The sequence below is a fragment of the Mesorhizobium sp. M0029 genome (assembly GCF_040323735.1).
GTDB lineage: Bacteria > Pseudomonadota > Alphaproteobacteria > Rhizobiales > Rhizobiaceae > Mesorhizobium.
Map to the genome: position 1 here is coordinate 126,396 of NZ_JAMYVF010000008.1, position 25,959 is coordinate 152,354.

Below are 25,959 nucleotides of genomic sequence, written 5' to 3' on the forward strand. Positions count from 1 at the left end.
AAGTGTCCCACCCGGCGCAGCCAATCCTTAATGATAGGCGACATCGCGCTTGTTGCCACACTGGCCGATTTTGTGGCGAGGGCAAGGCGGCGCGGCCATCAGACAAACAGCCCGCGCTCTCTCTCGACTGCCTTGGTGATGAAGTTGGCGACGATCTGCACGCGGCGCAGAGGCCGGACCGATTCATGATAGACCAGCCAGTAGGCGCGGCGGATCGGCGTCACGATGTTGACGGGGATCAGCTCCGGCATCGAGCGGGCGACAAAGGTGTGCAAGATGCCGATGCCGGCGCCCGACCGCACCGCTTCGGCCTGGCCCAGCGCTGAGGAGATGGCGAAGCTGGTGCGCCAGTCCGGGCTGAACTCCGCCGCATAGTCGAGCGAAGGGCTGACGATCAGGTCTGGGACGTAGCCGATCAGCGTATGGTGGCCGAGTTCGGCAGCGGTCTCGGGTAAGCCGTGCGCCTGTGCATAGTCGCGCGAGGCAAACAGGCCGAGCGTGTAGTCGACCAGCTTTCCCGCCACCAGCCTGCCTTCGCTCGGCCGCTCGACGGTGATGGCGATGTCGGCCTCGCGCCGCGACAGCGAGAAGGAACGCGGCACCGGCACCAGCTGGATGGTGAGTTCGCGGTGCAGCGCGGTCAGCGCGCCAAGACGCGTGGCGAGGAATGCAACGCCAAACCCGTCGGGCGCGCCGATGCGCACCGTGCCTGAGATATCGTCGCCTTCGCCCGACACGGCGGAGCGCGCGGCGATCATGTCGGCTTCCATGCGCTCGGCAATGTCGAGAAAGCGCTGGCCGGCCGGCGTCAGCTCGCTGCCGGTGGTAAGCCGGCGAAACAGTTTTGTCCGTAACGCATCCTCAAGCGCTGCGATGCGGCGCGAGACGGTGGCGTGATTGAGTTCCAGCCGCTTGGCGGCGCCAAGGATCTGCCCGGCGCGGGCCACGGCGAGGAAGATGCGGACGTCATCCCAGTTCATGGGGGTGGTCCGGGCTAGCGGCGAACGCGGCGTTCCCGCCCACCCCCCTCTGGCGTGCCGGCCATCTCCCCCGCAAGGAGGGAGATTGGCAGCTCCGCCACCTGCGTCTCTTTTGCTGCGTTGAAGATTTGCGAAGGCGGCGGCCACATCTGATCTCCCCCCTTGCGGGGGAGATGTCCGGCAGGACAGAGGGGGGTGTGACGGAGCGCAACCTTCGGGCCTTTCAGCAATCTGTAATTTGCGGCAATTAATGCACACGCGTCCTTCGTTGTCTATTTCCCGCACAACGGTTGCGTTTCCCCTCGCGTTGCCTTCGCGCCTGCAAAGGCGTTGAATGCTTCATCACAAACTCAGGGAGAGAAACCATGATCGAATACGGTCATTTCATTGGCGGCAAGCATGTCGCCGGGACCAGCGGGCGCAAGCAGGACGTCATGCAGCCGATGGACGGCTCGGTGCGCGGCACGGTGGCGCTGGCTTCGCCGGCTGAACTGCGTGCGGCTGTCCTGAACGCCAAGGAAGCACAGATCAAATGGGCTGCGACCAACCCGCAGCGGCGTGTGCGCGTGCTGATGAAGTTTCTTGAACTGGTTGCCCGCGACTATGACGAACTGGCCGATCTCCTGGCGCGCGAGCACGGCAAGACCATCGCCGACGCCAAGGGCGACATCCAGCGCGGCCTCGAAGTGGTCGAAGTCTGCATCGGTGCGCCGCACATGATGAAGGGCGAGTTCACCGACGGCGCCGGCCCCGGCATCGATGTCTATTCGATGCGCCAGCCGCTTGGCGTCGTTGCCGGCATCACCCCGTTCAATTTCCCGGCCATGATCCCGCTGTGGAAGATTGCCCCGGCGCTGGCCTGCGGCAACGCCTTTATCCTGAAGCCTTCCGAGCGTGACCCTGGCGTGCCGATGCGCATCGCCGAACTGTTCCTCGAGGCTGGCCTGCCGGCTGGCGTTCTCAACGTCGTCAATGGCGACAAGGATGTCGTCGACGCCATCCTCGACGATCCTGATATCAAGGCTATCGGCTTTGTCGGCTCGACGCCGATCGCGCATTACATCTACTCGCGCGGCACGGCCGCGGGAAAACGCGTGCAGTGCTTCGGCGGCGCCAAGAACCACATGATCATCATGCCCGATGCCGACATGGACCAGACCGTCGATGCGCTGATCGGCGCGGGCTACGGCTCGGCCGGCGAGCGCTGCATGGCGATCTCGGTTGCCGTTCCCGTCGGCAACGACACCGCCAACCGGCTGATGGAAAAGCTGATCCCGCGTGTCGAAAGCCTCAAAGTCGGCCCGTCGACGGATTCGTCCGCCGATTTCGGCCCGCTGGTGACGGCGCAGGCATTGGAACGCGTCAAGGGCTATGTCGACACCGGCGTCAAGGAAGGCGCCAAGCTGGTCGTCGATGGCCGCGGCTTCTCCATGCAGGGCTACGAGGATGGCTACTATATGGGCGGCTGCCTGTTCGACAATGTGACGGCCGACATGCGCATCTACAAGGAAGAGATCTTTGGTCCGGTGCTGTCGGTGGTGCGTGCGCCGACCTATGAGAGCGCCATCAAGCTCGCCAACGATCATGAGATGGGCAATGGCGTCGCCATCTTCACCCGTGACGGTGATGCTGCTCGTGATTTTGCTTCGCGCGTCCAGGTCGGCATGGTCGGCATCAACGTGCCGATCCCGGTTCCGATCGCTTACTACACGTTCGGCGGCTGGAAGGCGTCGTCCTTCGGCGACCTCAACCAGCACGGTCCGGACGCGTTCCGCTTCTACACCAAGACCAAGACGGTGACCTCGCGCTGGCCCTCAGGCATCAAGGACGGTGCCGAGTTCGTCATCCCGACGATGAACTGACCGGACGATTTCGAAGATCGGCAAGAAGGCCTGGGTTCAACGTCCCGGGCCTTTCTTTGTACGAAACCGACATTGGCCATCACGTTTAAGCGATGGAACCAAGAGCCTGTCATCTGCCTTAAATTGCATTCCTGCCGTGGTGCAGGCCATCAAAATAGCGCCGGTAGCAGCCGGGGTTCTCGTCTGGCGCAAGGAGGTGTCAGATGACACGACGTCTTGTGGCGGCGATGTTCTTTGCGGTGTTCGCGATGTCCGGCATCGCCGAGGCCAAAGCCGATCAATGCGCGGCGCGGACCGACCTGGTCAAGGCGCTCGGCGAGAAGTTCCATGAAAACCAAGCCGCACGTGGCCTGGTGAACCCGAATGTGGTGCTTGAGATCTTCGTCTCCGACCAGGGCACCTGGACCATCCTGGCCACCGACACACGCGGCCAAAGCTGCATCATCACGGCTGGCGAAGGCTGGGACGGGGCGGCTATGGCAGCAGTCTTGCCGGGCACCTGATAAAAGAACCGGCCGGAAGTCTGGAGCAGACGGAGTTCAGCGTGTGGTCGCTATTTCGGCATGGCCGCGCAGCAGTGCCATCAGGCGTTTGGCGTCCTTGGCGGCAGCCTCTTCGTCGCCGGCCAGGATCGAGCGGATTAGCGCGACGTGGTGCTCGGCCGATTCGGCCAGTCCTGTGTCGGCCTTGTAGCGGAACCAGAAGCGGCGGCTGTGGGTCTGCAGGGGCGCGGCCAGACGGGCCGCAAACGGGTTGTCGGCGGCCATCGCCAAGGCCTCGTCGAGCGCCTTGTCGGCCTGGATGAAGGCCAGCACATTGCCCGAGATGACGGCCTTCTGCATGGCAAGGGCTGCCTCATGAAACAGGTCGGCGGCCTCACGGGTGACGAAGCGGGCGGCCGAGCGCGCCAGCACCACCTCGACGCCGCGCCTGGCATCCAGCACGCGCAGCCAGTCGCCGGGATGAAGCGGGGCAATGGCGATGCCGGCGCGTGGCCTGACATCCAGCAGTCCTTCCCAGGCGAGGCGCTGGATTGCTTCGCGCACCGGCGTGCGTCCTAGCGCCAGCTTTTCGATCAGCGCGCCTTCGGTGACAAAGCTCGCGGGCGCCAGTTCCAACGTCACGATCATATGCTCGAGTACATGGTAGGCCTTGGCGGCGGCCGGCTCGGGGGATGCTGTCTCAGTCGATATCACAGGTGGGCTCCTGATATATCTTCCATATATCATAACAGATTCCGCATTGACAGCCGGTTTTGCAACAGATATATGGCTGATATATCAGATGGAGAGACGATCATGTGGACTGGAGTTTTCCCCGCCGTCACGACCAAATTCACCGAAGACGACCGCCTCGATCATGCCGAGATGGAGCGCTGCTTTGCGTTGCAGATGGATGCCGGTTGCGACGGCATCATCGTCTGTGGCTCGCTCGGCGAAGGCCCGATGCTGTCGCATGACGAGAAGATCGAGGTGTTAAAGACGGCGCAGAAAGTTGCCGGCAGCAAGCCGGTTCTGCTGACCGTCAACGAGGCAGGCACCCGCGAGGCGGCGAACATCGCAAAGCGCGCGAGCCGGGAAGGCGCCAACGGGCTGATGGTGGTACCGAGCCCGATCTATCACACCAACCCGGAAGAGACGGTCGCCGCCTTGCGCGCCGTCGCTCAGGCCGGCGACCTGCCGGTGATGATCTACTCCAACCGGCTGGCCTACCGTGTCGATGTCACTGTCGACCAGATGGAGGATCTGGCTGCGGACAAGCGCTTCGTCGCTATCAAGGAATCGTCTGACGATATTCGTCGCTCGACCGAGATCATCAATCGCTTCGGCGACCGCTACGATCTGTTCACCGGCGTCGACAATCTCGCCTTCGAGGCGCTGTCGGTCGGCGCCATCGGCTGGGTGGCGGGTCTGGTCGTCGCCTTCCCGCGCGAGACCGTCGCCATCTACCAGCTGATGAAGCAGGGCCGCCGCGAGGAGGCGCTTTCGATCTACCGCTGGTTCCGGCCGCTGCTCGATCTCGATGTCTCGACCTATCTGGTCCAAAACATCAAGCTTGCCGAAGTGCTCGCGATCGACACAAATGACCGCGTGCGCATGCCGCGCCAGCCGCTGTCGGGCGAGCGCCGCAAAGCGGTCGAGAAGATCGTCAAGGACGCGCTGGCGGTACGGCCGAAGCTGCCGCAGTTCTGAAGGCTTTCTTCTCCCCGTGCACGTGCACGGGGAGAAGATGGCGGCAGCCAGATGAGGGGCAGCGCCGACGTGCAAGGAAATTCCAGGGACACAGAGGAGGGCCGCCGCCCCTCATCCGCCCTTCGGGCCCCGCAGCCCTTCGCTGGCGCTCCGGGCGTTCGTCGTTCGGAAAGCCAAGCAGTCGGCTTTTCCACCGCTTCGCGGACCACTCCTCACCCCCGTGAACGGGGAGAAGGGGTAGATATCGCCATTGTCGGTGGCGGCATTGTCGGCATCTGCGCGGCGGCCATGCTGGCCGAGGCCGGGCGCAGCGTCACGGTCTTCGACCGCACCGGCATCTGCGAGGAGACGAGCTCCGGCAATGCCGCCGCCTTCGCCTTCTCCGACGTGCTGCCGCTGGCGCATAAGGGCATGATGCGGCACTTGCCGAAATGGCTTGCCGATCCGCTCGGGCCACTCAGCATCCCGCCGGCCTACTTGCCGAAGCTGTTGCCTTGGCTGTTGCGCTTCTGGCGCGCTGGCGCACCAGAAAAATATGAGGCGAGCCTTGCTGCTCAGGCAGGCATGATGAAGCTCGCCGAGGCTGAATGGATGGGCCTGCTCGACCGTTCCGGCACGCGGCTGATGCTGCGCGAGGACGGCTCGCTGGAGCTTTATGAAAGCGAGGCCGAATTTCGGGCCGGGCTGCCGGGCTGGGCGGCGCGCGAGCGCTTCGGCATCGGCTTTCGCCATGTCGAAGGCGACGAACTGGCGCGGCTGCAGCCGGGACTGTCGCCGCGCTTCATCAAGGGCACCTTCGTGCCGGGCTGGAAGACCGTCGCCGATCCGAAACTGCTCGGCAAGGGGGTGTGGGCCTATGCCGAAAGGCTGGGCGCGCGTTTCGAAAAGGCGCGCATAGAGCGCGTCGCCGCCAATCCTGATGGCGCGACGCTGACGCTGACGGACGGCACGACCAGGCAGGCAAGACATCTTGTCGTGGCCGCCGGGGCATGGTCGCATCTGCTGACGAAGGCGCTTGGCGACACCATCCCGCTCGAAACCGAGCGCGGCTACAACACGACACTGCCGAAGACCGCTTTCGACGTGCAGCGGATGCTGATCTTTTCCGGCCATGGCTTCGTCATCACGCCACTCGAGACGGGCTTGCGCGTCGGCGGCGCCGTCGAGTTGGGCGGTCTCGACCGGCCGCCGAATTTTGCGCGTTCGAAGGCCATGCTGGAAAAAGCCAGACAATTCCTTCCGGGGCTGGACGCGTCAGGTGGCCGCGAGTGGATGGGGTGTCGCCCGTCGCTGCCGGATTCGCTGCCCGTCATCGGCACGGCGCGCACCGCGTCCAACGTCGTCTACGCCTTTGGCCATGGCCATCTCGGCCTGACCCAGGCGGCGGCCAGCGGCCGCTTGATCCGCGATCTTGTTCTCGGGCAAACTTCGCCGATCGATCTTGCTCCCTTCAGCCCGCAACGGTTTTGAGTTCGAGGAAATCATGGCCAAAAAATCCTTCTTTTGCATCGACGGCCATACCTGCGGCAATCCGGTGCGGCTGGTCGCCGGCGGCGGTCCCTTGCTCGAGGGTTCGACGATGATGGAGCGGCGGGCGCATTTCCTGGCGGAGTATGACTGGATCCGCACCGGGCTGATGTTCGAGCCACGCGGCCACGACGTCATGTCGGGCTCGATCCTCTATCCGCCGACGCGCGAGGATTGCGACATAGCCATCCTGTTCATCGAGACGTCGGGCTGCCTGCCGATGTGCGGCCACGGCACGATCGGCACGGTGACGATGGCCATCGAACATGGGCTGATCAAGCCGAAGACACCCGGCGTGCTCCGGCTCGACACACCGGCCGGGCTGGTTATCGCCGAATACAAACAGGTCGGCGACTATGTCGAGGAGGTGCGCATCACCAATGTACCGTCCTTCCTTTATGCCGAGGGACTGACGGTCGACTGCCCGCAGCTTGGCGAGATCACTGTCGATGTCGCCTATGGCGGCAATTTCTACGCCATCGTCGAGCCGCAGGCGAATTTTCGCGACATGGCTGATTATTCCGCCGGCGATTTCATCGCCTGGAGCCCTGTGGTGCGGCAGCGGCTTAACGAGAAGTACTCGTTCGTGCATCCGGAAAACCCCGGCATCAACCGGCTGTCCCACATGCTGTGGACGGGCAAGCCGACGGTGGAGGGGGCCGACGCACGCAACGCCGTCTTCTATGGCGACAAGGCGATCGACCGTTCACCTTGCGGCACCGGCACCTCGGCGCGCATGGCGCAGCTCCACGGCAAGGGCAAGCTCAAGGCCGGCGACAGTTTTGTCCACGAATCGATCATCGGCTCGCTGTTCAAGGGCAAGGTCGAGAGGGACGTCACTGTTGCCGGCAAGCCGGCCATCATTCCTTCGATCGGCGGCTGGGCCCGGATGACCGGCCTGAACACCATCTTCATCGACGACCGCGATCCGTTCGCGCACGGTTTTGTGGTTAAGTGATACGGTAGGCTGCCGATCATCCACCGAGACCAGGACTTGGACCCAGAGCGGGACCTCTTGGCGAAACCAGTCAGCGAAAGGTTAGCGCGTTGGGCGAGGCATCCACCGCCATAAGTCGGGAAGTAACCCATGTTGCAGCTGGTCAGTACGGAATGTGGCTAAAAACGAAGCCCGCCAACAACGCAAGGATTCGTCTCATCACCGAATTTTGACCGGGATTTCTTCGAAATGAGGTCGCTGGCCCGGCTGAATCGTCAAAGACATTGCGTTATGCCAATGATAGGGTCCGCGATAGTCCAGGGGTCGGGAGCAAAAAAACGGGCAATCGGAAGGCGTGCCGGCAAAACACGCTCGACGTTTGAAAAATCACGTTGCAATCCGGGCTCGAAACTTTACGACTAGGGGAAATACGAAAAGGAATGCGTCTGCATGGGCGACATTCCAGGGGAGCCATGTACACATGCAGTACTTTGTGCAGCAGCTTATCAATGGGCTGACGCTGGGATCGATCTATGGGCTGATCGCAATCGGCTACACGATGGTCTACGGCATCATCGGCATGATCAACTTCGCCCACGGCGACATTTTCATGGTCGGGGCATTCGCCGCCCTCGTCGTCTTCCTCATCCTCGGCTCCTTGTTCTATTCGGTGCCGGTCGTCCTGGCGCTGCTGATCATGATGATCGTGGCGATGCTGCTCACCAGCCTCTACAACTGGACGATCGAGAAGGTGGCGTACCGGCCGCTGCGCGGTTCGTTCCGGCTGGCGCCGCTGATCACCGCCATCGGCATGTCGATCGCGCTGTCGAACTTCATCCAGGTGACGCAAGGCCCGCGCAACAAGCCGATCCCGCCGATGGTCAGCCAGGTCTACAACATCAACGGCATCAGCGTGTCGCTGAAGCAGATCATCATCGTCGTCGTCACCGCCCTGCTGCTGGCGCTGTTCTGGTACCTGGTCAACAGGACTTCCCTCGGCCGGGCGCAAAGGGCGTGCGAGCAGGATCGCAAGATGGCGGCGCTGCTCGGCGTCGATGTCGACCGTACGATCTCGATCACCTTCATCATGGGTGCAGCGCTTGCGGCCGTCGCGGGCACGTTGTTCCTGATGTATTACGGCGTCATCGCCTTTTCCGACGGCTTTGTGCCGGGGGTCAAGGCCTTCACCGCGGCCGTTCTCGGCGGCATCGGGTCTCTGCCGGGCGCGGTGCTTGGCGGGCTTTTGATCGGCTTCATCGAGAGCATGTGGTCGGCGTATTTCTCGATCGACTACAAGGACGTCGCGGCGTTCTCGATCCTGGCGATCGTGCTGATCTTCCTGCCTTCCGGCATTTTGGGCCGGCCAGAAGTCGAAAAGGTCTGAGACAATGGCGGTTTCCGTATCCTCGGAGCGCGACACCGTCGCGTCCCCCGTGCAGCGTGCATTGCGCGAAGCGTTCTATGCCGGCGCCATCTCGCTGGGGTTGTTCATTCTCTTCATCGGCCTGAAGACCGACCAGAACATCAGCAACCAGTTGATCCTGGTGCAGCGCTGGTTGCTGCTCATCACCGTGGTCGTGCTGACCATGCTTGGCCGCTTCTTCTACATTGCCTATGGCCAGCCGTTCATGGCCAATCAGAAGATCACCAATGTCGCCACCGGCCTGTTGCCGGCGAGCGTCGCGTCGCGCTTCTTCCTGCTTCCGGCCTTCATCGTCGCCGTCGTGTTGGCGGTTGTCCTGGTTGCGTCTGGCAGCGCCCTGCCGGCGTTGGTGGGGCCCGATCTGGCCGGCTACCTTCAGTTCCTGCGCGCATTGGCCGTCATTTACGCGCTCGCTTGCGTGATCTTCTATTTCCGCTCCTTCATCCACGCCAATTTCACCAAGCTCGGCATTGCGGCGCTGGTGCTATACCCGATCCTCGTCGTCGTTGTGCTGTCGATCTACGCGTGGTCGATAACCGGCGGCCTGCAGGGCTCGTTGAAGTGGGTCGACAATTTCGGCATCCAGATCCTGATCTATGTGATGCTGGCCTGGGGGCTGAACATCGTCGTCGGCCTCGCCGGCCTGCTCGATCTCGGCTACGTCGCCTTTTACGCGGTCGGCGCCTATGCCTATGCCTTGCTAGGCTCGCAATACGGCCTGTCGTTCTGGATCCTGCTGCCGGCCGCCGGCGCCATGGCCGCCTTCTGGGGCGTTATGCTTGGCTTTCCGGTGCTCAGGCTTCGTGGCGATTACCTGGCGATCGTGACCCTGGCCTTCGGCGAGATCATCCGCCTGGTGCTGATCAACTGGCGTGAAGTCACCAACGGCTCGGCCGGCATCTCCGGCATCCCGAAGGTCACCTTCTTCGGCCTGATGACGTTCAATTCGACCGACCCGAACTACATCGGCAAGGTGCTGCACATTGCCCAGTCGAGCGCCTACTACAAGATCTTCCTCTACTATCTGATTCTCGGGCTGGCGCTGCTGACCGCCTTCGTCACCATCAGGCTCAGGCGCATGCCTGTCGGCCGCGCCTGGGAGGCGCTGCGCGAGGACGAGATTGCCTGCCGCTCGCTTGGCATCAACACCACCACCACCAAGCTCACCGCCTTTGCCACCGGCGCCATGTTCGGCGGTTTTGCCGGCGCCTTCTTCGCCGCACGGCAAGGCTTCGTCAGCCCTGAATCCTTCGTCTTCCTGGAATCGGCGATCATCCTGGCCATCGTGGTGCTCGGCGGCATGGGCTCGCTGGTCGGCATCGCGGTCGCCGCGCTGGTGATGATCGGCGGCACCGAGGCACTGCGCGAACTCGATTTCCTGAAAAGTGTCTTCGGAAAAGATTTCACGCCGGAGCTTTACCGCATGCTTTTGTTCGGCATGGCGATGGTCATCGTCATGCTGTGGAAGCCGCGCGGCTTTGTCGGCAGCCGTGAACCGACGGCCTTCCTCAGTGAACGAAAAGCGGTCTCCTCCTCCTTCACCAAGGAAGGGCACGGCTGATGAGCGCGACCTCCATTCAGAAGACCAATCCGGGTATGAAAGACGCCATCCTCCAGGTCGAGCATCTTTCGATGAAGTTCGGCGGCCTGATCGCCATCGGCGATCTGTCGTTCCAGGCCAAGCGCGGCGAGATCACCGCTCTGATCGGACCCAATGGCGCCGGCAAGACCACCGTCTTCAATTGCATCACCGGCTTCTACAAGCCGTCGGAAGGCATGATTACGCTCAACCGGGCCGACGGCTCGAGCTTCCTGCTCGAACGGCTGCCCAATCATGAGATCCCGGCGCGCGCCAAGGTGGCGCGCACCTTCCAGAACATCCGCCTGTTCTCGGGCATGACGCTGCTGGAGAATCTGCTGGTTGCCCAGCACAACAAGCTGATGAAGGCATCCGGCTATACGATCCTGGGCCTGTTCGGGATCGGCGGCTACCGCAGAGCCTCGGCTGAATCGGTGGAGCTTGCCAAGCACTGGCTGGAGATGGCCGATCTTGTCGATCGCGCCGACGATCCGGCCGGCGACCTGCCCTATGGCGCGCAGCGGCGCCTCGAGATTGCGCGCGCCATGTGCACAGGGCCCGAACTTCTGTGCCTCGACGAGCCTGCGGCCGGTCTCAATCCGAAGGAGTCGGCTGCGCTGAATTCGCTGCTGATGGACATCAAGAGCAGTACCTCGATCCTGCTGATCGAACATGACATGTCGGTGGTCATGCAGATTTCCGACCATGTCGTGGTGCTTGAATATGGCCGCAAGATTTCCGACGGCAGCCCGCAATCGGTGCGTACCGACCCGCGCGTCATCGCCGCCTATCTCGGCGTCGACGACGAGGAGGTCGAGACGGTGCTGACCGAGGTTGGCGATGAAGACGTCATCGAGCAGCTGGACATCGGGCCGGATTCGGCTCACGGACCAGGCACATCGTCTTCCTATCTCGCCGGCCCGGTAAGCGACACGATCGGCCACAGCCAGGGCGAGCGGGTCACAGTGTCGAAGGGAGCTTCAAAGGCCACCCAATACGATACAAGAGCCAACTCCGCGCCAAGAGCACCGTCCGAGCGTCTAACGGCCAAGTCCAAACCGGCGGCCACCAAATCCCCGACAGGCAAGCCGCGCGGAGGGCGTAAGTGATGGCCGAGACAACGCTGCTCGACATCAAGGGCGTCGAGACCTACTACGGCAACATCAAGGCGCTGAACGGCGTCGATGTCCACGTCAACCAGGGCGAGATCGTCGCGCTGATCGGTGCGAACGGTGCCGGCAAGTCGACGCTGATGATGACCATCTTCGGTGCGCCGCGCGCTCGTGCCGGCTCAATCACTTTCGCCGGCACCGACATCACCCAGATGCCGACGCACGAGATCGCCCGCATGCGCATTGCGCAGTCGCCGGAAGGCAGGCGCATTTTCCCGCGCATGACGGTGATGGAAAACCTGCAGATGGGCGCCGGTCTCGACAATCTCAAGCACTATGACGAAGATGCCGAGAAGGTGTTCGCGCTGTTCCCGCGCCTCAAGGAGCGCATTGCCCAGCGCGGCGGCACGCTGTCGGGCGGCGAGCAGCAGATGCTGTCGATCGGACGTGCGCTGATGGCGCGGCCTAAGCTGCTGTTGCTCGACGAGCCGTCGCTGGGTCTGGCGCCGCTGATCGTCAAGCAGATCTTCGATGCCATCCGCGAGCTGAACCGCACGCAAGGGCTGACCGTGTTCCTGGTCGAGCAGAACGCCTTCGGCGCGCTCAAACTCGCCACGCGCGGCTATGTCATGGTCAACGGCAACGTGACCATGAGCGGCACAGGCAAGGAATTGCTCGCCAATCCGGAAGTGCGGGCAGCCTATCTCGAAGGCGGCCATCACTGATTTTGGAGCGGAATGTATGCATACGGTATTCCGCTCCAACTTGTTTGTTTGTCGCATGACCTTTGTCCGAAAAGTCTGCAACTTTTCGGGATCATGCTAGGGAGTCTTCATCATGCAAGGCATTCTTCACGAGGAACCTTCCATCTGGCAGTTCTTCTTCGTCACCTGTCTGCTCGGCGGCTGGGCGGCATGGATGACCGGCAAGGCCAGCGCCCAGACATGGCGCAGCCTGCCGGCGCTGTTCGCCTATCTGCTGGGTCTCGGCATAGGCATCAGGTTCATCCATCATGCCTTGTTCGGCGGCACGATGTTTTCGCTGCAATACTATGTCGTGGACACAATCGTGCTCATGATATTGGGGTTTGTCGGCTATCAATACACGCGTACGAACCAGATGGTGACGCAGTATAATTGGCTTTACGAACGGGCTTCGATCTTAAGCTGGAAACCGAAAGGTTGACGTTCATCATTAACGCCGTTCCGGGGATGAATCGGCGTGACAAGGGCCTGAAAATCGGCAAAGTACGCTTTCTGCGATAAGGGTGGGCATCGCATGAAAGTTTCATCCACGCCCACCTCGTAAATGGGAGCGTTTAAATGAAGAAATCACTTTTGTCCGCCGTTGCCCTGACCGCGCTTGTCGCGTTCGGTGGCAATGCATGGGCTGACGTTATCGTCGGCGTCGCAGGTCCGATCACCGGTCCGAATGCGGCCTTCGGTGCGCAGCTGCAGAAGGGTGCGGAAGCGGCCGTTGCCGACATCAACGCAGCAGGCGGCATGAACGGCGAGCAGATCAAGCTCGAAGTCGGCGACGACGTCTCGGATCCGAAGCAGGGCATTTCGGTCGGCAACAAGTTCGTCGGCGACGGCGTGAAATTCGTGATCGGCCACTTCAACTCGGGCGTCTCGATCCCGGTTTCGCAGGAAGTCTACGTCGACAACAACATCGTCGAAGTGACGCCTGCGGCGACCAACCCGAAATTCACCGAGCGCGGCCTGTGGAACGTGTTCCGCACCTGCGGACGCGATGACCAGCAGGGCGGCATCGCCGGCGGCTATATCGCGACCAACTTCAAGGACGCCAAGGTTGCCGTCATCCACGACAAGACCCCCTATGGTCAGGGCCTTGCCGACGAGACCAAGAAGGCGATGAACGCAGCCGGCCTGACCGAAGTCATGTATGAAGGCGTCAATGTCGGCGACAAGGACTTCTCGGCGCTGATTGCCAAGATGAAGGACGCCGGTGTTACCCTGATCTATTGGGGCGGCCTGCATACCGAAGCCGGCCTGATCATCCGCCAGTCGGCGGACCAGGGCCTCAAGGCTACCCTGATGTCGGGCGACGGCATCGTCACCGACGAGCTGGCTGCGATCGCCGGCGATGCGGTTATCGGCACGCTCAACACCTTCGGTCCCGATCCGCGCCTGATCCCCGAGAACAAGGCACTGGTCGAGAAGTTCCGCGCTCAGGGCTTCGAGCCGGAAGCCTACACTCTCTACTCCTACGCCGCCATGCAGGTGATCGCCGAGGCTGCTGCCGTGGCCAAGTCGAACGACCCCGTGGAAGTGGCCAAGGCGCTGCACGAGAAGGGCCCGTTCAAGACCGTTCTGGGCGATCTCGCCTATGACGCGAAGGGCGATCCGAAGCTCCCGGGCTACATCATGTACGAATGGAAGAAGGGTCCGGACGGCAAGATCTCCTGGTTCCCGAAGTCGTAATTCGGAACGCAGCTCTATGGAATGCCCGGCGCTCGCGCCGGGCATTTTTGTTGGTGACAGGGCGGCAGCGAGGGTGGCTGGACAAGCCGTTAGCCGGGGTCGAATTTGCGCGGGCACGACAATTAGCGTCACCTCGCGGCGCCAATCGCACGCAGCTTTTCGAGCCGTGGTGCTAGAATCGCATTTAAATCGGTTTAATCTCTCCTCGATTTTGGTTGCACTGCAGCATTTTCGCGTTAATCATGCCTCCGCCCCATCCCTCCCTGTCCGGAGCCTCCTTCCTTGGCCATCACGAAGATCCTCGTCGCCAACAGGTCCGAAATTGCCATCCGCGTCTTTCGCGCGGCCAACGAGCTCGGCCTCAAAACCGTGGCGATCTGGGCCGAGGAGGACAAATATTCGCTTCATCGGTTCAAGGCCGATGAAAGCTACCAGGTCGGGCGCGGGCCGCATCTGGCCAGGGACATGGGGCCGATCGAAAGCTATCTGTCGATCGAGGAAGTGATCCGGGTCGCCAGACTGTCCGGCGCCGACGCCATCCACCCGGGCTATGGCCTCCTGTCGGAAAGCCCTGAATTCGCAGATGCCTGCGCCGAGGCCGGCATCACTTTCATAGGGCCGAAGCCCGACACGATGCGCCGGCTCGGCAACAAGGTCGCCGCGCGCAATCTGGCCATCGAGGTCGGCGTGCCGGTGGTGCCGGCAACCGAACCGCTGCCGGACGACATGGAAGCAGTCAAGCAGCTGGCCAAGACAGTCGGCTATCCGGTGATGCTCAAGGCATCATGGGGCGGCGGCGGGCGCGGCATGCGCGCCATCCGCGCGGAAGCCGACCTCTCCCGCGAGGTGATGGAAGGCAAGCGCGAGGCCAAGGCCGCCTTCGGCAAGGACGAGGTCTATCTCGAAAAGCTGATCGAGCGCGCTCGCCATGTCGAGGTCCAGGTGCTCGGCGACACGCATGGCAACGCTGTACATCTGTTCGAGCGCGACTGCTCGATCCAGCGCCGCAACCAGAAGGTCGTCGAACGGGCGCCGGCGCCCTATCTCAGCGAGGCATTGCGCCAGGAGCTTTGCGGCTATGCGCTCAAGATCGCGCGCGAGACCAGCTATATCGGCGCCGGTACGGTGGAATTCCTGCAGGACGCCGACACCGGCAAATTCTACTTCATCGAGGTCAATCCGCGCATCCAGGTCGAGCACACCGTCACCGAGCAGGTGACCGGCATCGACATCGTCAAGGCGCAGATCCACATACTGGACGGCTTTGCCATCGGCACGAAAGAGTCGGGCGTGCCGGCGCAGGCCGATATCAGGTTGAACGGTCACGCGCTGCAGTGCCGCATAACGACCGAGGATCCGGAGCATAGTTTCATTCCGGACTACGGCCGCATCACCGCTTATCGCGAAGCCGCCGGTTTCGGCATCCGCCTCGACGGCGGCACCGCCTATTCGGGCGCGGTCATCACCCGCTTTTACGATCCGCTGCTGGAGAAGGTGACTGCCTGGGCCCCGACACCGGCCGAGGCGATCGCCCGCATGAACCGGGCCTTGCGCGAGTTCCGCATCCGCGGCGTGGCGACCAACCTCACCTTCCTCGAGGCAATCATCAACCACCCGCGCTTCGCCGACAATTCCTACACGACCAGGTTCATCGACACGACGCCGGAGCTGTTCGCGCAGGTGAAGCGGCAGGATCGAGCCACCAAGCTGCTCAACTATCTGGCCGACGTCAGCGTCAACGGCCATCCCGAAACCCGCGGCCGTCCGATGCCCAAGGCCGATGCGGCAGCGCCCGTCGTGCCCTATCTCAACGGCAATGTGCCTGATGGCAGCAAGCAGAAGCTCGACACGCTGGGGCCGGAGAAATTCGCTGCCTGGATGCGTGAGCAAAAAGAGGTGCTGGTCACCGACACGACGATGCGCGACGGCCACCAGTCGCTGCTCGCCACCCGCATGCGTACGCATGACATTGCCGGCATTGCCGGCACCTATGCGCGGGCGCTGCCGCGGCTGCTGTCGCTGGAATGCTGGGGCGGCGCCACTTTCGACGTCGCCATGCGCTTCCTGACCGAGGATCCGTGGGAGCGGCTGAGCAAAGTGCGCGAAGCGGCCCCCAACCTTTTGCTGCAGATGCTTCTGCGCGGCGCCAACGGCGTCGGCTACACCAACTATCCCGACAATGTGGTGCAACATTTCGTCAGCCAGGCGGCGGCCGGCGGCGTCGACCTGTTCCGCGTCTTCGACTGCCTGAACTGGGTCGAGAACATGCGTGTCGCCATGGACGCGGTGGGCGCCGAGGGCAAGCTGGTCGAAGCGGCGATCTGCTACACCGGCGACATCCTCGATCCGGCGCGCGCCAAATACGACCTTAAGTACTATGTCGGGCTGGCGAAGGAATTGCAGGCCGCCGGCGCCCATATCATCGCCGTCAAGGACATGGCCGGGCTTTTGAAGCCGGCTGCCGCCCGCGTGCTGTTCAAGGCGCTGCGCGAGGCGACCGACCTGCCGATCCATTTCCACACCCACGACACGTCAGGCCTGTCGGCGGCGACGGTGCTGGCCGGCGTGGAAAGTGGCGTCGACGCCATCGACGCGGCGATGGATTCCTTCTCCGGCAACACCTCGCAGCCTTGCCTGGGCTCGATCGTCGAGGCGCTGAAGGGAACCGAGCGCGATCCCGGCCTCGATCCGCAATGGATCCGCAACATCTCCTTCTACTGGGAAGCGGTGCGCAACCAGTATGCGGCCTTCGAAAGCGATCTCAAGGGGCCAGCCTCGGAAGTCTATCTGCACGAAATGCCGGGCGGCCAGTTCACCAACCTCAAGGAGCAGGCGCGTTCGCTCGGGCTGGAAACGCGTTGGCACGAGGTGGCACAAGCCTATCACGACGTCAATTTGATGTTCGGTGACATCGTCAAGGTGACGCCGTCGTCCAAGGTGGTCGGCGACATGGCGCTGATGATGGTGAGCCAGGATCTGACCGTTGCCGACGTCGAAAACCCGGCCAAGGACATCGCCTTCCCGGACTCGGTCGTCTCGATGCTGCGCGGCGATCTCGGCCAGTCGCCCGGCGGCTGGCCTGCGAAGCTGCAGAAGAAGGCACTGAAGGAAAGCAAGCCGATCACCGTGCGGCCGGGCTCGCTGCTCAAGCCAGCCGACCTCAAGGCCAGCCGCAAGGAGATCGAGCAGAAGCTGGAGCGCAAGCTCTCGGAGTACGAATTCGCCTCCTGGCTGATGTATCCGAAAGTGTTTACCGACTTCGCCGCCGCGCAGGAAACCTACGGGCCGGTCAGTGTGCTGCCGACGCCGACCTATTTCTACGGCATGAAGTCCGAAGACGAGATCTTCCTGGACATCGAAAAAGGCAAGACGCTTGTGGTGCGCTGCCTTGCGATCGGCGACGTCGATGAGAAGGGCATGGTCACCGTGTTCTTCGAGCTCAACGGCCAGCCGCGCCGTGTCCGGGTGCCGGACAGGGCGCATGGCGCCTCGGCGGCCAAGGCTCGGCGCAAGGCCGAGCCCGGCAACGAGGCGCATGTCGGCGCGCCGATGCCGGGCGTGGTCTCCGCCCTTTCAGTTGCCGCCGGCCAAGCGGTCAAGGCCGGCGACGTGCTGTTGTCGATCGAAGCCATGAAGATGGAGACGGCCCTGCATGCCGAGCGCGACGGCACAGTGGCCGAAGTGCTGGTCAAGGCCGGCGATCAGATCGATGCGAAGGATCTGTTGATCGCGTTTGGCTGACGCGCGGATCCATCACACTGGGGACGGCTGGCAGCAGCCGTTGATGGAGCATCGATAATGGCTTGACCCGCCGCGCCTGCTCGGGCATCGAACCCGCTCCCAATTTACCGCGCCAGAATCGCGGTGCTTAAAAAGTAGCGGAGAAAAAACATGGCCGACGACATCACAGATACCAGCCAGACTGTTGCCGCCGGCCAGTTGCGCGCCTTCATCGAGCGCATCGAGCGGCTCGAGGAAGAAAAGAAGACCATCGCCGACGACATCAAGGAAGTGTTCGCCGAGGCCAAGGGCACCGGCTTCGACACCAAGGCGATGCGGTCGATCATCCGGCTGCGCAAGAAGGACCAGGCCGAGCGCCAGGAAGAGGAAACCATCCTCGATCTCTACAAGGCCGCGCTCGGCATGGTGTAAGGCTGTCTGGAAATTCTACTCCGGCTGATATCGCCGGAGCGAATTTCGAAACAGTCTCGGGCCAAGGAATGATGCTGGAACGGGCATCGAACCATGAGCGAATTCGACTTCGGCGCCCGCCGCGCCTCTGAATTCCGCCAACGCAGCTTCTGGGCGCTGTTCGCCGAACGGCATCCGGAGGAACGCGCTTCCATGGCGCGGCGCGGACCCTGGTTCTGGCAGCGCGGGCTGCCTGACTTCGCTCTGGTCCTGTCGATGTATGTCGCGCCGGCGCAAAGCCAAGTTGGCGTCTTTTTCGGCCGTAACGGGAAGTTCGGCGCGACCGGGGTCTGGTCGCGGCTGAAGCCGTTCCAACCGGCAATCGAAGACAGGCTGAAGCTCAGGCCGGAGCAGAGCTGCGAGGGCCTCGGCATCAATTCGATGTGGCGGGTGAACTGCTATGCCGAGGACAACTGGCCGGCCATGGCCGACTGGCTGGTGACGGAATGCTCGCGCTTCGAGCGCGCCGTCACCGACGTGCTGGGAGAGGGATAGCTATCAGGTGTTGGTGCAAAGCATCGGATCCTTCTTCGGCTCGCGCTGGCAAGGCGCGGTGCCGGTCGAGCGGTTGTTCTGGCGCGATCTAGTCCTTGTCGGCACGGCGATCAACATCGCCTCGTCGGTGGCCGCGCTCATTCTGCTCGGCTTGAAGCTGCCGCTCGCCGTCGTCCTGGCGGTGCATTTCGCGCCCGTGCCCTACAACATCTTTCTGACCTTTGCCGTCTGGCGAACCACGGAAAAATCCAGTGGCGCCAAGGCTTCGTTGATGACGCTCGGGGCTACGCTTTGGCTGATCCTGGTGGTGGTTGTCTGAGAAGATTGACACGAAAAAGGGCGGCCGAAGCCGCCCTTTGAAGATGGTGGTCAAGCTGCGGTTTAAGCCGTCGGCTCGAATTTCAGCGCCACGCCGTTGATGCAATAGCGCAGGCCGGTCGGCGGCGGGCCGTCCTCGAAGACATGGCCGAGATGGCTGCCGCAGCGGGCGCAGTGGCATTCGGTGCGGACCATGCCGTAGCTGCGGTCGACGGTGTTTTCGACCGAACCGGGCACCGGATCATTGAAGCTCGGCCAGCCGGTGCCGCTCTCGAACTTGAGCTTGGATTCGAACAGCGGCTGGTCGCAGCCGACGCAGGAAAAGGTGCCGGCGCGCTTTTCGTAGAGCAGCGCGCAGCTTCCGGGCCGTTCGGTGCCATGGCCGCGCATGACCGCATATTGCTCGGGCGTCAGGCGGGCGCGCCATTCGGCGTCGGTGCGGGTGACAGGGTAGGTGTGGGTGTCCATTTGATCTCCTCAGCCTTGGCGGCTTGTTGTTGGTTGCAAGCAATATTCGCTTAGAGATAGGCGTTTGTTACGTGTTTTGCTCGCATTTTCAGCCGAGTTCCTACCCAATCGCCTGAAGATAGCGGGCGATCGACGCATGAAATGCCGTTCTTGCGCCGCCGATGATGTTCTGCTGCCACCACGCGCCGTAGATGTCGTCGAATTCGAAAGGCTCAAGTGCCGCCGCGATGCGTCGCACGGCCGGCGCATTGAGCGGAATGTAGTTCGGATAGCTGTACATGAAGCTGACATGGCGACGCGTCGGCGTCACCTGCAATATGTCGCCGGACAGCAGGGCGTTACCGCCATCGCGTTTCCAATGCAGCACCTGGCCGCCGGCAAAATGGCCACCGCAACGCACGAGTGTCAGCGACGGGTTTATGGCCAGCGTCTCGCCCGCCCAGCTGACGATGGCGTTGTGCGGCCGCATGATCCACTGGCGGTCGTCGGCATGGAGATAGATCGGCACGCCGCCAAACGCCTCGCTCCACTCGACCATCACCGAATAATAGTGGCAGTGCGAAATGGCGATCGCGGCCAGGCCGCCGCGACGGTTGATTTCGGCTACCGCCTCGTCGCTCACCATCGAGATGCAATCCCACAGCACATTGCCGTGCGGCGTCTGCGCCAGCAGCGCCCGCTGGCCGATAGCAAAGCGCGGCTCGATGCCGAAAGCGAGAACGCCGGCATCGTCCTTCATCACAAGCCTATGCCCGGCAGAGAGTTCTTCCCCAGTGATCCAGGCCTGGCCTTCCCAGCGCACATATTGCCGCTCGTCCTCGCAGATCGGGCAATTTTCTGGAGGGGTCTGCGTTGCCGCGAACTGGACGCCGCATTGCGGGCAAAGAAAGCAGGTCATCGGTTTTCCTCTCATATCAATGCTTGCGTGAGAGCTGCTTCGTCGCGGCTTCCAACCCGGCCAGCGTCAGTGGGAACATGCGGCCGCCGAAGAGATCGCGGATCATCGCGATCGAATGGGTGAAGCCCCAGTTTTTCTGGTTTTCGGGGTTCAGCCAGACCGCATTCGGCCATTGCTGGATGAGGCGGCCAAGCCAGACACTGCCGGCTTCCGGATTCCAATGCTCGACCGAACCGCCGGGATGCGCGATCTCGTAAGGGCTCATCGAGGCATCGCCGACGACGATCACCTTGTAGTCGGGGCCGTATTTGTGAAGCAGATCGAAGGTCGGGATGGTCTCGGCATGCCTGCGCCGGTTGTCCTTCCAGACGCCCTCGTAAACGCAGTTGTGGAAGTAAAAATATTCGAGCTGGCGGAATTCGGCGCGGGCGGCCGAAAACAGCTCCTCGACGCTTTTGATGTGGTCGTCCATCGAGCCGCCGACATCGAAGAACATCAAGAGCTTCACGGCGTTGCGCCGTTCGGGGCGCGTCTGCACATCGAGATAGCCGTGCTCGGCGGTGGCATGGATGGTGCCGGGCAGGTCGAACACTTCCTCCGCACCCTCGCGCACCCAGCGGCGCAGGCGCTTCAGCGCCACCTTGATGTTGCGGGTGCCGAGCTCGACGGCGTCGTCGAAATTTTTGAACTCGCGCTCGTCCCAGACTTTCACCGCACGGCGATTTCGGCTTTCATGCTGGCCGATGCGCACGCCTTCGGGATTGTAGCCATAGGCGCCGAAAGGCGAGGTGCCGCCGGTACCGATCCATTTCGAGCCGCCCTGGTGGCGGCCTTTCTGCTCCTCCAGCCGCTGCTTCAGTGTCTCCATCAGCTTGTCGAAACCGCCGAGCGCCTCGATCAGTTTCTTCTCTTCCTCGGTCAGGTGCTTTTCGGCTAGCCGGCGCAGCCATTCCTCAGGGATGTTGGCGACACCGACGGCATCGGGGCCGGTGAGCGCCTCGATCCCCTTGAAGACATGCGTAAACACCTGGTCGAAGCGGTCGATATGGCGTTCGTCCTTCACAAGCGCGGCGCGGGCGAGGTAGTAAAAACCCTGGACGTCATAGTCGACCAGCCCGGCCTCCAGCCCTTCCAGCAGCGACAGATATTCCCTGAGCGAAACGGGAACCCGCGCGGCCTTTAGTTCGAGAAAGAAGGGGAGGAACATGGTTGGCCGTTATCTATGCCGAACGGTCACGGCGGAGTCGCCACGGGCACTGTCGATTTCGCCGGATTGCAGAAGATTTGCCACGGTACGTGGGTTGGGCATGGGCAAGTGCTTTGCGATGCGGGCTTCCGCCCATTCGCGCATAGCCGACGCGGCATCGGCTATCGCTTCAGCCGGGTTTGCGCCGGCCCCGTGGCAGCCGGCGAGATCGGGCATCCGCACTCCCCAAACGCCGTCACTGCCATCCAGGATTCCGACATAGCGGATCATTCGGCTCCTTCCGCGTTATTTCGATCGCGCTCGCATCATAGCAGATCATACTCGATAAACCCTGTCCGCCGCGCGACATGGTCGTAGAGCTTGCGCGCTGTGGTGTTGGTTTCGTGGGTCATCCAATAGACGTTCTTGACGCCGATCTTGCCGGCTGCCTGCTTGACCGCTTCAATGAGGGCCGCACCGATGCCCTTGCCGCGCACATCAGGGTCGGCGAACAGGTCCTGCAGGTAGCAGTTGTTTTTCTCCGACCAGCCGGAGCGGTGATAGAGATAATGGGTCAGGCCGACCGCCTTGCCGTCGAGCGTGGCGATAAACCCCTTCGGTTCGAATTCACCTTCCGTGAACAGTCGTTTCCAGGTGATGTCGTAGACCTCGTCCGGCAGCTTGGTCTCGTAGAAGGTGAGGTAGGCAGTCCACAGCCGCCGCCAGTCGGCATGGTCGGCCAGCGCCAGCGGGCGGACGGTGATCTCGGTCATTTCGGTTCCTCCAAAGCCTTACGGATTCCGGCGGAATCAGATCGGAAACACCATCGCCTAATCCACCGGCGAATTGTACTCGCGAAATGCGGTCGCCAGCATCTGCAGCGCGTCACGCGCGCGCGGCGCCAGATTGTGCGAATGCAGCACCACTTCGGAAGGGTCAAGCGATGGAAGACCAAGTTTGCGGCCAACCTCGATCAGGCCGGGCGGAGCGACGCAGTGAGCCAGCGCCGAAACGGCAAAGCCCGCCGATATCGCAATGTTGACGGCCGCGCCGCCGCCGCCGACGAAGGCCTCCTCCCAGGCGATGCCTGCTTTGTCCAGCGCCTCGACCGCCCGCACACGATCCGGACAGTTGCACACGGTGCTTAAGAGCGCGAGGCGCAACGGCGTTCCGCGCTGCCACTCGAAGGAAGGTGCTGCGAACCAGCCATAGTGGTTGCGCGACAAGGTCCGGCCAGGACGGCTGTCGCCTTCGCGGTGCACGATGACTGCATCGAGCTCGCCGTGATCGAAAGCTTCCTTGAGCACCGTGCTGGTATCGATCCTCAAACTGAGCGTCAGCGATGGATCGTGCGCATGGAGCTGGGCAATCAGAATGGACAGCGCCGGACCGGCGGCATGATCGACAAAGCCGAGCGCAAGCCGGCACGGTGCTGACGCAAACTCCGCCATGGCGCGCTCGTGCGCGGCAAGGAAGTCACGCGCGGCGGGGAGGAAGACGGCGCCTCGTGCCGACAGGCTGACGCGGCGCGGCGTTCTTTCAATCAATCGCGCGCCGAGCTTCTCCTCAAGGCGGCGCAGCTTGACGCTGATCGTCGCCTGCGTGCTGCCCAGCGCCGATGCCGCCTGGGTGAAGCTCTGCAGATCGGCCACCATCACAAAGGTTCGTACGGCGTCCACATCAAGACTGGTCATCGCAGCACTCCATTGGGCCGATCATTCCGTTTTGTCATTTCTGATATAGCCGAGCATGCCTTTTTTCATGGTCGAGTCTCCTCTATCTCAAACTGGTCGCGGTTTGAAGAGCGCCTCATGCTCGGATGGAAAGAGATCGATATGCCAATTCAACGAAACACCATAGCGCTCACCGGCGTGTGCCTGGCGTCGCTGCTGTTCGGGCTCGAAATCTCCAGCGTGCCGGTGATCCTGCCGAAACTGGAAAGCGTGCTCGCCGCCAATTTCAGGGATTTGCAGTGGATCATGAATGCCTACACCATCGCCTGCACGACAGTGCTGATGGCGACAGGGACATTGGCCGACCGTTTCGGCCGCAAGAGCGTGATGGTGATCACCACCGTCGCCTTCGGCCTCGCCTCGCTGCTGTGCGGCCTGGCTCCGAGTGCTGCACTGCTGATAGCCGCCCGCTTCCTGCAAGGCCTCGCCGGCGGCGCGATGCTGACCTGCAGCGTCGCCGTGCTGTCTCACCAGTTCCAGGACGGCCGCGAACGCGGCAAGGCTTTCGTCGCCTGGAGCGTCGTCTCAGGCATCGGGCTCGGTTTCGGGCCCGCCATCGGTGGCTTGATCGTGGCGCTGTCGAACTGGCAATGGGTGTTCCTCATCCACGTGCCGCTGGCGATCCTGGCGCTCGCCTTTATCGGCGCCGGTGTCACGCAATCGCGCGATCACAACGCCCAGAAGCTCGACTGGGCCGGCATGCTGACGCTGTCGGCGGCGGTGTTCGGCTTTTCCTATCTGATCACGCAAGGTGCGGATCTCGGGACCAGCGCCCGCATCGGCGTGATATCAGCCTCCGTGGCTGCGTTCATCGCTTTCCTTGTGGCCGAGAGGGTCAATCCCTATCCGATGTTCGATTTCTCCGCGTTCCGCATCCGCCAGTTTTCCGGCGCGATCATGGGCGCCATCGGCATGAATTTCAGTTACTGGCCGTTCATCATCTATCTGCCGATCTATTATTCGGGCGTTCTCGGCTATGACAGCACGACGACCGGCCTGCTGTTGCTCGTCTACACGCTGCCCTTCATGGTGATGCCGCCGATCGCCGAGCGCATTCGCGCGCGCTATCAGGCACGAATTGCCATCCCGCTCGGTCTGCTGACGCTAGGGATCGGTTTCATCGCCATGTGGATCGGCTCCAGGCTCGAGGGCGCCACCTGGCTGACCATGCTGCCCGGCACGCTGATTGCCGGCATCGGCATCGGTCTCACCAATTCGCCGACCACCAATACCACGACCGGCGCGGTATCGCCGGATCGTGCCGGCATGGCGTCCGGCATCGACATCAGCGCACGCCTGATCACGCTCGCTATCAACATCGCGGTGCTCGGCCTGCTGCTGACGCAAGGTATCGTTTCCCACCTGCGGGCCACACTCGGCGCGGCTTTGGAGCCGGATGAGTTGCGGGCACTGGCGGAAAGGGTCGCCACCGGCAATCTGGAGGGCCTTGCGCAGGGGACGCCGAAGCTCGCAGCCCTCGACCCATCCGGCGCCATCGTGCATGCCGCGCTGGTCAATGGTTTCGGCTGGGTCATGCTCTATTGCGGGATCGGCGTTCTCGCCCTGTCGGTCATCGGCTTCGTCATCTTCGGGCCGAAGCGCGTCGCGCCGCAGGAGAGAGGGTTTGCTCCCGCGGAGTAAGCGGCCAAAGCCGCCCGTAGCTGTCAGCCAACCCTCGATCCTCACCCCTGCCGTCTGGCCATGAAGGCCAGGCGTTCAAACAGATGCACGTCCTGTTCGTTCTTGAGCAGTGCGCCGTGCAGCTTCGGCAGCGCGTTCCTGGGGTCGGCGCGCAGATCCTCGGGTGCGATGTCGTCGGCGACCAGCAGGCGGATCCAGTCGAGCGCCTCGGAGGTCGACGGCTTCTTCTTCAACCCCTGCACGTCGCGGATCTCGTAGAACTGGGTCAGGGCAGCACGCACCAAATTCTGCTTTATGCCGGGATAGTGCACGTCGACGATTTTGTGCAGCGTGTCGACATCGGGAAAGCGGATGTAGTGGAAGAAGCACCGGCGCAGGAAGGCGTCGGGCAGTTCCTTCTCATTGTTGGAAGTGATGATGACGATGGGGCGCACAGCGGCGCGGATCGTTTCGCCGGTTTCGTAGACGAAGAACTCCATCCGATCGAGTTCCTGCAAAAGGTCGTTGGGGAATTCGATATCGGCCTTGTCGATCTCGTCGATCAACAGCACGACCTTCTTACCGGCCGCGAAGGCGTGCCAGAGCTTGCCGCGCTTGATGTAGTTTTTGATGTCGTTGAACCTGGCATCGCCGAGCTGGCTGTCGCGCAGCCGCGAGACAGCATCATATTCATACAGTCCCTGCTGCGCACGGGTGGTCGACTTGACGTGCCATTCGATCAGGTCGAGGCCGAGCGCCGATGCCACCTGGCGGGCAAGCTCGGTCTTGCCGGTGCCCGGCTCGCCCTTGACCAGCAATGGCCGCTCCAGCGCGATCGCGGCGTTCACCGCCACCATCAGATCCTTGTCGGCGACATAGGCCGCCGTGCCTTCGAAACGCATACTTGCTCCTCGGTTGGTCAGCGCGAGCGTAAGGACGCTGCTTGACCTGTGCAAGGGCGAGCCGGCTGCGACCAAAGCGTGTGAGATCGAAA

The 25,959-nt window shown here is 62.6% G+C and carries 24 protein-coding genes and 1 pseudogene; 16 read left to right on the forward strand and 9 right to left on the reverse strand.

All coding sequences use genetic code 11. The features are described from left to right. Nucleotides 1-98 precede the first annotated feature (98 nt). Complete coding sequence (locus NKJ76_RS15720) at nt 99-980, reverse strand: LysR family transcriptional regulator (RefSeq protein WP_023822438.1); 882 nt, start codon at nt 978-980, stop codon at nt 99-101. A gap of 365 nt (nt 981-1,345) precedes the next feature. On the opposite strand from NKJ76_RS15720, the gene NKJ76_RS15725 reads away from it, so the two are divergent. Both NKJ76_RS15725 and NKJ76_RS15730 read left to right on the forward strand, forming a co-directional pair. Beyond that, nucleotides 1,346-2,842, forward strand: coding sequence for a CoA-acylating methylmalonate-semialdehyde dehydrogenase (locus NKJ76_RS15725; protein ID WP_023698411.1), 1,497 nt, complete (start codon nt 1,346-1,348; stop codon nt 2,840-2,842). 203 nt (nt 2,843-3,045) lie between these two features. Next, nucleotides 3,046-3,345 carry a hypothetical protein gene (locus tag NKJ76_RS15730; RefSeq protein ID WP_352537835.1) on the forward strand — a complete coding sequence of 100 codons (300 nt, stop codon included), beginning with the start codon at nt 3,046-3,048 and terminating at the stop codon, nt 3,343-3,345. 36 nt (nt 3,346-3,381) lie between these two features. Here the strand turns inward: NKJ76_RS15730 and NKJ76_RS15735 are convergent, their stop codons facing one another. Next, complete coding sequence (locus NKJ76_RS15735; protein WP_352537836.1) at nt 3,382-4,071, reverse strand: GntR family transcriptional regulator; 690 nt, start codon at nt 4,069-4,071, stop codon at nt 3,382-3,384. A 69-nt stretch (nt 4,072-4,140) separates the two neighbouring features. Between NKJ76_RS15735 and NKJ76_RS15740 the strand changes: the two genes are divergently transcribed. The 13 genes and pseudogenes from NKJ76_RS15740 (at nt 4,141) to NKJ76_RS15800 (ending at nt 19,061) form a co-directional block, all read left to right on the forward strand. Next, nucleotides 4,141-5,034 (forward strand): dihydrodipicolinate synthase family protein, encoded by an 894-nt coding sequence (locus tag NKJ76_RS15740; protein ID WP_352537837.1) that lies wholly within the window; start codon nt 4,141-4,143, stop codon nt 5,032-5,034. A gap of 51 nt (nt 5,035-5,085) precedes the next feature. After that, nucleotides 5,086-6,504, forward strand: coding sequence for an NAD(P)/FAD-dependent oxidoreductase (locus NKJ76_RS15745; RefSeq protein ID WP_352537838.1), 1,419 nt, complete (start codon nt 5,086-5,088; stop codon nt 6,502-6,504). A gap of 13 nt (nt 6,505-6,517) precedes the next feature. After that, a complete protein-coding gene (locus NKJ76_RS15750) occupies nt 6,518-7,519 on the forward strand; it encodes a 4-hydroxyproline epimerase (protein ID WP_352537839.1) in 1,002 nt (333 codons plus the stop codon). Nucleotides 7,520-7,979: 460 nt separating this feature from the next. Then, complete coding sequence (locus tag NKJ76_RS15755) at nt 7,980-8,882, forward strand: branched-chain amino acid ABC transporter permease (RefSeq protein WP_023668715.1); 903 nt, start codon at nt 7,980-7,982, stop codon at nt 8,880-8,882. A gap of 4 nt (nt 8,883-8,886) precedes the next feature. Continuing rightward, the gene (gene livM / locus NKJ76_RS15760; RefSeq protein WP_023688923.1) at nt 8,887-10,482 is read left to right on the forward strand and encodes a high-affinity branched-chain amino acid ABC transporter permease LivM; all 1,596 of its coding nucleotides are present in this window, start codon (nt 8,887-8,889) and stop codon (nt 10,480-10,482) included. After that, nucleotides 10,482-11,588: pseudogene (locus tag NKJ76_RS15765) on the forward strand (ABC transporter ATP-binding protein); the annotation flags it as partial. The gene livM and the pseudogene NKJ76_RS15765, both read left to right, overlap by 1 nt. A gap of 20 nt (nt 11,589-11,608) precedes the next feature. After that, nucleotides 11,609-12,337, forward strand: a complete 729-nt coding sequence (locus NKJ76_RS15770) for an ABC transporter ATP-binding protein (RefSeq protein ID WP_023668718.1) — start codon at nt 11,609-11,611, stop codon at nt 12,335-12,337. Nucleotides 12,338-12,449: 112 nt separating this feature from the next. Beyond that, nucleotides 12,450-12,797: a DUF6867 family protein gene (locus NKJ76_RS15775; RefSeq protein ID WP_023668719.1), complete on the forward strand. Its 348-nt coding sequence runs from the start codon at nt 12,450-12,452 to the stop codon at nt 12,795-12,797. Between the two features lie 137 nt (nt 12,798-12,934). Then, on the forward strand, nt 12,935-14,056 hold the full coding sequence (locus NKJ76_RS15780; RefSeq protein WP_023668720.1) for a branched-chain amino acid ABC transporter substrate-binding protein: 1,122 nt from the start codon (nt 12,935-12,937) through the stop codon (nt 14,054-14,056). Between the two features lie 282 nt (nt 14,057-14,338). Continuing rightward, on the forward strand, nt 14,339-17,797 hold the full coding sequence (pyc, locus tag NKJ76_RS15785) for a pyruvate carboxylase (protein WP_352537840.1): 3,459 nt from the start codon (nt 14,339-14,341) through the stop codon (nt 17,795-17,797). 150 nt (nt 17,798-17,947) lie between these two features. Then, nucleotides 17,948-18,208, forward strand: coding sequence for a DUF2312 domain-containing protein (locus NKJ76_RS15790; protein ID WP_023668722.1), 261 nt, complete (start codon nt 17,948-17,950; stop codon nt 18,206-18,208). Between the two features lie 93 nt (nt 18,209-18,301). Beyond that, entirely contained in the window at nt 18,302-18,742 is a 441-nt protein-coding gene (locus tag NKJ76_RS15795; protein WP_023688925.1) for a hypothetical protein, read from the forward strand. Between the two features lie 7 nt (nt 18,743-18,749). Beyond that, complete coding sequence (locus tag NKJ76_RS15800; protein WP_023688926.1) at nt 18,750-19,061, forward strand: hypothetical protein; 312 nt, start codon at nt 18,750-18,752, stop codon at nt 19,059-19,061. Between the two features lie 62 nt (nt 19,062-19,123). On the opposite strand, the gene msrB is transcribed toward NKJ76_RS15800, so the two are convergent. The 6 genes from msrB to NKJ76_RS15830 form a co-directional block, all read right to left on the reverse strand. Continuing rightward, a complete protein-coding gene (gene msrB, locus NKJ76_RS15805) occupies nt 19,124-19,528 on the reverse strand; it encodes a peptide-methionine (R)-S-oxide reductase MsrB (protein WP_023688927.1) in 405 nt (134 codons plus the stop codon). Nucleotides 19,529-19,628: 100 nt separating this feature from the next. Continuing rightward, nucleotides 19,629-20,426: an MBL fold metallo-hydrolase gene (locus NKJ76_RS15810; RefSeq protein ID WP_023668726.1), complete on the reverse strand. Its 798-nt coding sequence runs from the start codon at nt 20,424-20,426 to the stop codon at nt 19,629-19,631. Between the two features lie 16 nt (nt 20,427-20,442). Continuing rightward, nucleotides 20,443-21,633 (reverse strand): vWA domain-containing protein, encoded by a 1,191-nt coding sequence (locus NKJ76_RS15815; RefSeq protein ID WP_352444851.1) that lies wholly within the window; start codon nt 21,631-21,633, stop codon nt 20,443-20,445. 9 nt (nt 21,634-21,642) lie between these two features. Further along, nucleotides 21,643-21,903, reverse strand: a complete 261-nt coding sequence (locus tag NKJ76_RS15820) for a type II toxin-antitoxin system HicB family antitoxin (protein ID WP_050485875.1) — start codon at nt 21,901-21,903, stop codon at nt 21,643-21,645. Nucleotides 21,904-21,938: 35 nt separating this feature from the next. Then, the gene (locus NKJ76_RS15825) at nt 21,939-22,385 is read right to left on the reverse strand and encodes a GNAT family N-acetyltransferase (protein ID WP_023688930.1); all 447 of its coding nucleotides are present in this window, start codon (nt 22,383-22,385) and stop codon (nt 21,939-21,941) included. Between the two features lie 57 nt (nt 22,386-22,442). Further along, the gene (locus NKJ76_RS15830) at nt 22,443-23,306 is read right to left on the reverse strand and encodes a LysR family transcriptional regulator (protein ID WP_023698426.1); all 864 of its coding nucleotides are present in this window, start codon (nt 23,304-23,306) and stop codon (nt 22,443-22,445) included. A gap of 141 nt (nt 23,307-23,447) precedes the next feature. On the opposite strand from NKJ76_RS15830, the gene NKJ76_RS15835 reads away from it, so the two are divergent. Continuing rightward, a complete protein-coding gene (locus NKJ76_RS15835) occupies nt 23,448-24,986 on the forward strand; it encodes an MFS transporter (RefSeq protein ID WP_352537841.1) in 1,539 nt (512 codons plus the stop codon). A 41-nt stretch (nt 24,987-25,027) separates the two neighbouring features. Here NKJ76_RS15835 and NKJ76_RS15840 read toward each other — a convergent pair whose 3' ends face one another. Continuing rightward, nucleotides 25,028-25,867 (reverse strand): AAA family ATPase, encoded by an 840-nt coding sequence (locus tag NKJ76_RS15840; RefSeq protein WP_023694573.1) that lies wholly within the window; start codon nt 25,865-25,867, stop codon nt 25,028-25,030. Nucleotides 25,868-25,959: the final 92 nt, after the last annotated feature.